4 protein-coding genes are annotated in these 6,000 nt (G+C 71.7%); all 4 read right to left on the bottom strand.

What is annotated here, in order from left to right; genetic code table 11:
• Positions 1 to 118: 118 nt before the first annotated feature.
• Complete coding sequence (locus ABIC29_RS14650; RefSeq protein WP_354246493.1) at positions 119 to 2,005, bottom strand: copper amine oxidase; 1,887 nt, start codon at positions 2,003 to 2,005, stop codon at positions 119 to 121.
• 11 nt (positions 2,006 to 2,016) lie between these two features.
• Positions 2,017 to 2,766 carry a hypothetical protein gene (locus ABIC29_RS14645; RefSeq protein ID WP_354246491.1) on the bottom strand — a complete coding sequence of 250 codons (750 nt, stop codon included), beginning with the start codon at positions 2,764 to 2,766 and terminating at the stop codon, positions 2,017 to 2,019.
• A gap of 234 nt (positions 2,767 to 3,000) precedes the next feature.
• Complete coding sequence (locus ABIC29_RS14640) at positions 3,001 to 3,816, bottom strand: LLM class F420-dependent oxidoreductase (RefSeq protein WP_354246488.1); 816 nt, start codon at positions 3,814 to 3,816, stop codon at positions 3,001 to 3,003.
• A 100-nt stretch (positions 3,817 to 3,916) separates the two neighbouring features.
• Entirely contained in the window at positions 3,917 to 5,809 is a 1,893-nt protein-coding gene (gene ggt, locus ABIC29_RS14635) for a gamma-glutamyltransferase (protein ID WP_354246485.1), read from the bottom strand.
• Between the last annotated feature and the right edge of the window lie 191 nt (positions 5,810 to 6,000).

The raw sequence follows: 6,000 nt of genomic DNA, 5'->3' as shown, positions 1-6,000 counted from the left end.
GGGCCGGGGCCGCGGGGGGGGGGGGGGGGGGGGGGGGGGGGGGGCCGCCGGGGGGGGGGGGGGGGGGGGGGGGGGTCGGGGGGGGCCCGGGGGGGGGGGGGCCCCCCCCACCTCCTGGTCAGATCGACGTGATCGCGGAACGGCGACGACGACGGGCCGTGAGCACGCCGCCGGCGGCCAGGAGCGCGAGCGCCACCGACGCGGCCGCGATCGGCAGCGCCGTGCCCGTCGAGGCGAGCAGGCCCGCGCCGGCTCCCGCACCGGCCGTGCCGGCCACCGCGGTGATCGTGACGGCGGCCTCCGCCGTCAGCCCGGACGTGGCGCCCGTGACGACGAGCGTGTGCGGTCCCTCCGGTGCTGCCGCGGGCACCTTCAGGGTTCCGGAGACCTCACCGGAGCCGTTCGCGGTGAGGGTTCCCACCGTGATCGGGTCGGAGTGCAGCACGACCTCGACCGTCTCGTCCGCGTCGAAGCCGGCGCCTTCGAGCTCGAAGCTCTCGCCGGGGGCGAGGTCCGTCGCCGAGAGCGTCACCGTCGGTGCGTCCGCGCCGCCGTCGTCGGGCCCGCCGGTTCCGGGGTCCGTCGGGGTCGGCGTGTCGGTCGGTTCCGTCGTCGCCGGCGGGTCGGTCGGCTCGGGGTCGGTCGGCACGACGACCTCGCACGGCGTCTCGTCGCTGTGGATCTCCCCACCCGGGTCGCCGTCGATGCACGACCTGGCGTCGGGCGTGCTCATCGACTGCGCCGTCCAGTCGCGCGGCATGATCGAGAACGACTGCCAGTGCGTCTGCATCGGGCTCTGGTCCTCATCGCGCACGACGTGGTGGAAGCCGCTGTTGACCCACGCGACCGGGTCGGTCAGCGCGGCATCCGCACTGTTCGCGACGTAGTCGAGCACGCTCAGGTTGGGACACGCGGGGTTGAGGTTGTTGCTCGCGAACTGCTCGCAGTCGGCGTAGTTCGTCACGCTGATGAGCGGCTGCGTGATCGGGTTGCCCTGGTAGAGCTGCGAACCCGGGAACACGAACTCGTACGACCTGGCGTGGTTGTCGGCGTTGCGGCTCTCGGGTGCCACGACGCGCCACCAGGTCGTGTCCGCCGCGGGCACGAGATTGGCCGGGTGCTCGATGGCGGTGCCGGTCGTGTGCATGAGCGGTGCCTTCTCGCCCGGTTCGCCGAGCGTCGAGTCGTACTGCTCGACCTGCTGCAGCGCCTGCCCGTCGAGGCCGAAGTCGAGCCGCCAGAAGGCGTTGTGCCAGTGCGACGCGGCGAAGTCCGCGGCATCCGTCCCGATCGGCCAGCCCGTGGTGGCGTCGGCGTCGAAGTCCTCGTACGAGACGTCGCCGGTCGCGCCCAGGTTGAACGAGATCGCGCCTTCGTCGGTGAACTCCACCTTGGTGGCGTACTCGTACCAGTCGACCTTCGAGATGATCGTCAGGTTGAACGCCTGGCCCGTCGCGGTGAACAGCGGTGCGTCCTCGATGGAGCCCCAGGTCTGCTCGTGCGAGCGGTACGCGAGGTCGCGGGTCGTGTCGGTGACGCACAGCGCCGGGATCGTGCGAAGGTAATTCGTCGTCTCGCCGCGGCGGGTGATGCTCCAGGCCTGACCGTAGTCGCGGAGCGTGCCGGTGCTGCACTCGGCCGCGCTGAGCTTCTGCAGGTACTGGTTGCCGAAGCCGTACGACGTGATGTCGTTCCAGACGTTCTTGCCGGTGTCGTAGGGCACGTTGAGCTGGCCGAGGCTCACCGAGTCGAGCACACGGCGGTACGAGTCCTCACCTGGCGCCTTGACGGCGACCTGCTCGAGCACGAGGCCGTGCTTGCTGTCGATGCGCCAGCACATCTGCCACTCGGTGCCGTTGTCGAACGACTTCTCGATGCGCGCATCGCCAGAGCAGTTCACGGTCGGCGCCGCTGCGGTGGCGGCGGTCGCCGGCAGGACGGCGAGGCCGGCCGTGACGGCGAGCGCGGCCGCGGCGAACGCGATCGCGCGGGACATCCTCTTCATAGCTGCGCCTTTCACTTGATGCCGATCACGGACTCGGTGGACAGGTCGACGACGAACGCGGTCGTGTCGAGGTACCCGCCGGCGGGCACGCGGAACTGCATCTCCACGCAGCGGTCGGTGCTGCAGGCGTCGGCGCCGAGCGTTCCGGCATCCGGCACGAATGCGCCGCCCGTGACGGCGAGCTGGTCGATCGACTCGAGTTCATCGCCGGTCACCGCGGTGAACTCGGCGCGCACGGCAGCGCTGGCGACCGGGTCGCCGAGGAACACGCTGAAGGCGTAGTCGACCTCGTCGGGGCTGGTCGGCGGCTGCACGCCGGTGCTCGAGCTGCTCTCGACGGTACCGTCGGTGAGGTCCACCGTCTGCAGGAAGGTCCGGTTCGAGGTGTAGTCGAACAGGAAGACGTCGACGAGGCGGTCGACGGAATCGACGTCCCTCGTCGAGATGTCGACCGAGAGCACCTGGGGCGCCGAGGATCCATCGGCCGAGGTGACGTCCTCCGGCACGCTCGCGTCGGTGCTCGCGAGGTGGATCGCATAGCTGAGCTCATCGGCGCTGAGCGGGTCGCGCGGCGCCCCGAGCTCGGGCTTCGAGGTGACGGCCTCGAGCTCCCTGGTCTGCGAGCTCTCGGCGCCTGAGGCGCCGCTGATCGCGGGGATCGCCATGAAGCCGCCGACGATCGCGGCGGCGGCGACGACGCCACCCCCGAGGATCGCGTACGGCAGTCGTCTCGTTCGGGTGTTGCTCGGTGGTGATTGCATCGAACCTCCTGGACACGGGCATTCGCGGAATGCGAATGAGCCGAACCTAGGAAGTCGGTGTTTCAGCGCTGCCGAGCAGCGTGTTTCGTCGGCGTGAACCGGGTTGGGACACCGTCGACGCGTCAACCGCCTGAGCCCGCCGCGGAGGCGCCTCCGGCCCGGTCTCCGGGACGCTGACGCCGCGGCATCCGCTCGCTCAGCCGCGCCGGGCGACCTGCGAGCGGGCGCCCGGGCTCAGGCGACCCGCGCGAGCCCGTTCTTCGCGTCGCGCCACGCGAGGTACTCGCGCACGGCCGTGAGGTCGTAGTCGGGGCCGCTGATGCCGAGCGTGAAGAGGCGCACCCCCGCGTCGTAGAGTGCGTCGGCCTGCTCGAGGTCGGCGGTGCCGCGGTGCAGCTCGTTCGACACGGTGATCTCGGAGACGTCGCGGCCGACCTCGTCGCCCCAGCGCTTCAGCACGTCGAGCTTGCGGCCGAGCTCGTCGGGCGCGACGAACGAGTGCCAGATGTCGGCGTGCTGCGCGACGATGCGGAGGGTCTTCTGCTCGCCCTTGCCGCCGATCATGACGGGGATCTTCCGCGTCGGCGCCGGGTTGAGCTTCGCCCAGCGCGCCTCGATGCGCGGCAGCGCGTCGGCGAGGGCGTTCAGGCGGCCGCCGACCGTGCCGAACTCGTAGCCGTACTCGTCGTAGTCGCGCTCGAACCATCCGGAACCCGTGCCGAAGATGAACCGGCCCTCGCCGCCCTTCGCGCTGATGTGGTCGAGCGTGCGGGCCATGTCGGCCTGCAGGTCGGCGTTTCGGTACGAGTTGCAGTTCACGAGCGTGCCGAACTCGATGCGCTCGGTCTGCTCTGCCCAGGCGCCGAGCATGGTCCAGGCCTCGAAGTGCTCGCCGTCGCGGTCGCCGCTGAGCGGGAAGAAGTGGTCCCAGTTGAAGACCACGTCGGCGCCGAGCTCCTCGAGGCGGAGCACCGTGTCGCGGATCGCGGTGTACTGGGCGTGCTGGGGCTGCACCTGGATGCCGAGGCGCACGGTCGAGGTAGGGCTCATGCTCCAAGCCTAGATCCGGCTCGACGCCCTCCACCCGGATCGCGTCGATCCGGTGCGCTCGCACGGATGCCGCGAGCCACGCCCGTCGGCGGTGCGCCCCTCATCGGCGCGGCCTCACCACGAGCGCGGTTCCGCCACCTCGTCGCACCGGCTCGGCGGCCGCCGTCATCGTGCCGTCGGGAGCGACCTCGATCGCCGCGGCGGCGCCGATCTGCGAGGCCGACGTGAAGCGGTCGCCCGACGGCGTGAACGTCTGGCCGTACGCGCCGAGCGCTGCGCCGTAGGCATCGATGAACTCCGGTTCGGCCGGCGTCACCGCGGCGTTCCGCTGCGAGGCTCGCGGTGCGGCCACGGCCTCTGGGAGCGTCATCCCGAGATCGATGCGGTTGAGCAGGATCTGCGTGACCGTCGTGATGATCGTCGCGCCGCCCGGGGAACCCAGCACGTACCGCACGTCGCCGCCGTCGAGCACGATCGTCGGCGACATGGACGACCGCGGACGCTTGCCGGGCTCGATGCGGTTCGGGTCGGTCTCGGTGTACACGGTCGAGAAGTCGGTGAGCTCGTTGTTGAGCAGGAATCCCCTGCCGGGCACCGTCATCGCGGATCCGCCGGTCTGCTCGATGGTGAGGGTGTACGCGACCGCGTTGCCCCACCGGTCGACGACGGAGAGGTGCGTGGTCGACACGTTCTCGGTGTCCGCCGGCTCCGCGGCATCCGTCGTCGCGCAGCCTGACACGTCGAGCGCCCCCGGCGGGACCGGCCGCGCTGAGGCGGCCGACGGGTCGATCGTGCAGTCGCGGGCGTCGGCGAAGCCCTGGCTCAGCAGCGTCTCGGTCGGCACGTCGACGAACGCCGGGTCGCCGACGTGGGCGTTGCGATCGGCGAACGCACGAGCGGTGGCCTCGAGGAACAGGTGCAGGCCCTGCGTCGTCGCCTCGGGGGTGTCGCCGGACAGATCGTGGTTCTCGAGGATGTTCAGCGACTCGCCGACGGTCGTGCCGCCCGATGAGCTGGGTGCCATGCCGTAGACGTCGAGCCCGCGGTACTCGACGTGCGTCGGAGCCTGCTCGACGACCTCGTAGGCGGCGAGGTCGGCCGCCGTGAGGGTGCCCGGCGGTGCCGGCAGGGGCGACGCCGGATCCTTGCGCGGGTGCTGCACGACGTCGGCGATCTCGCCGGCGAGGCGCCCCTCGTAGAAGGCGTCGGTGCCCCGCAGCGCGATGAGCCCGAGCGTCTTCGCGAGGTCGGGATTGCGGAAGGTCGATCCGACGACCGGCGCATCGCCGTTCGGGAGGAACAGCTTCGCGGTGTCGGGGAAGGCCGCGAACCGCGCCCTGTTGTCGAGGGTCTGGCTGCGGAACGTCTCGTCGACCTCGAATCCGGTCGCTGCGACCGCGATCGCAGGCGCGAGCATCGTGGACAGCCGCTTCGTGCCGAACCGGTCGAGCGCCGCCTCCCACGTCGCGAGCGTGCCCGGGACGCCGACCGAGACGCCGGAGGACACGAGCTCGGGCGTGAAGCGGTACGGCTGGCCCGTCGCGGGATCGATGAAGGCGTCGGTCGGCATCGCCGCCGGTGCGGTCTCGCGTCCGTCGATGGTCGTGACCTCGCCGGTCTTCGCGTCGAAGTGGACGAAGTATCCCCCACCGCCGATGCCCGCGCTGTACGGCTCGGTGACCCCCAGTGCGGCCGCGGTCGCGACGGCGGCATCGGCCGCGTTGCCGCCGAGGCGCAGCACCTCCACGCCGATGCGACTCGCGACGGCGTCGACGGAGGACACGGCGCCGCCGGATCCCACCGAGGTCGCCTGCGGTTGCGGCGACCAGCGGGACGAGGCGGATACCGGCGTCCCGATCGCGGCAGTGACGACGGCCGGGGCGAGCGCCGGCGGTGCGGCCGCGGTGGCCGGGGCCCCGACGGCGAGCAGGCCGCCGACGGCGACCGCCGCGACCGAGAACGTGAGCGCGCGACGCGTCGCAACCTGGTGCATGGAGTCCCCCTCGATTCACACGACACTGGCCGATGCGGTTACGCTACGGCCGGGGCGCCGAGGCGCGCGAGGGGTTGCGGCACGCCAGCGCCCGTGGGAGGCTTCGCCGCCCGGGCGAGCCCGGCACGACCCGGGAACCGCGCGGGAGATCGACGAACGGCACGCAATATTCCCGCGTCGACTCCTGTCCT

Source organism: Agromyces sp. PvR057 (assembly GCF_040547485.1).
GTDB lineage: Bacteria > Actinomycetota > Actinomycetes > Actinomycetales > Microbacteriaceae > Agromyces.
This window is presented reverse-complemented; position numbering and strand designations above follow the sequence as displayed.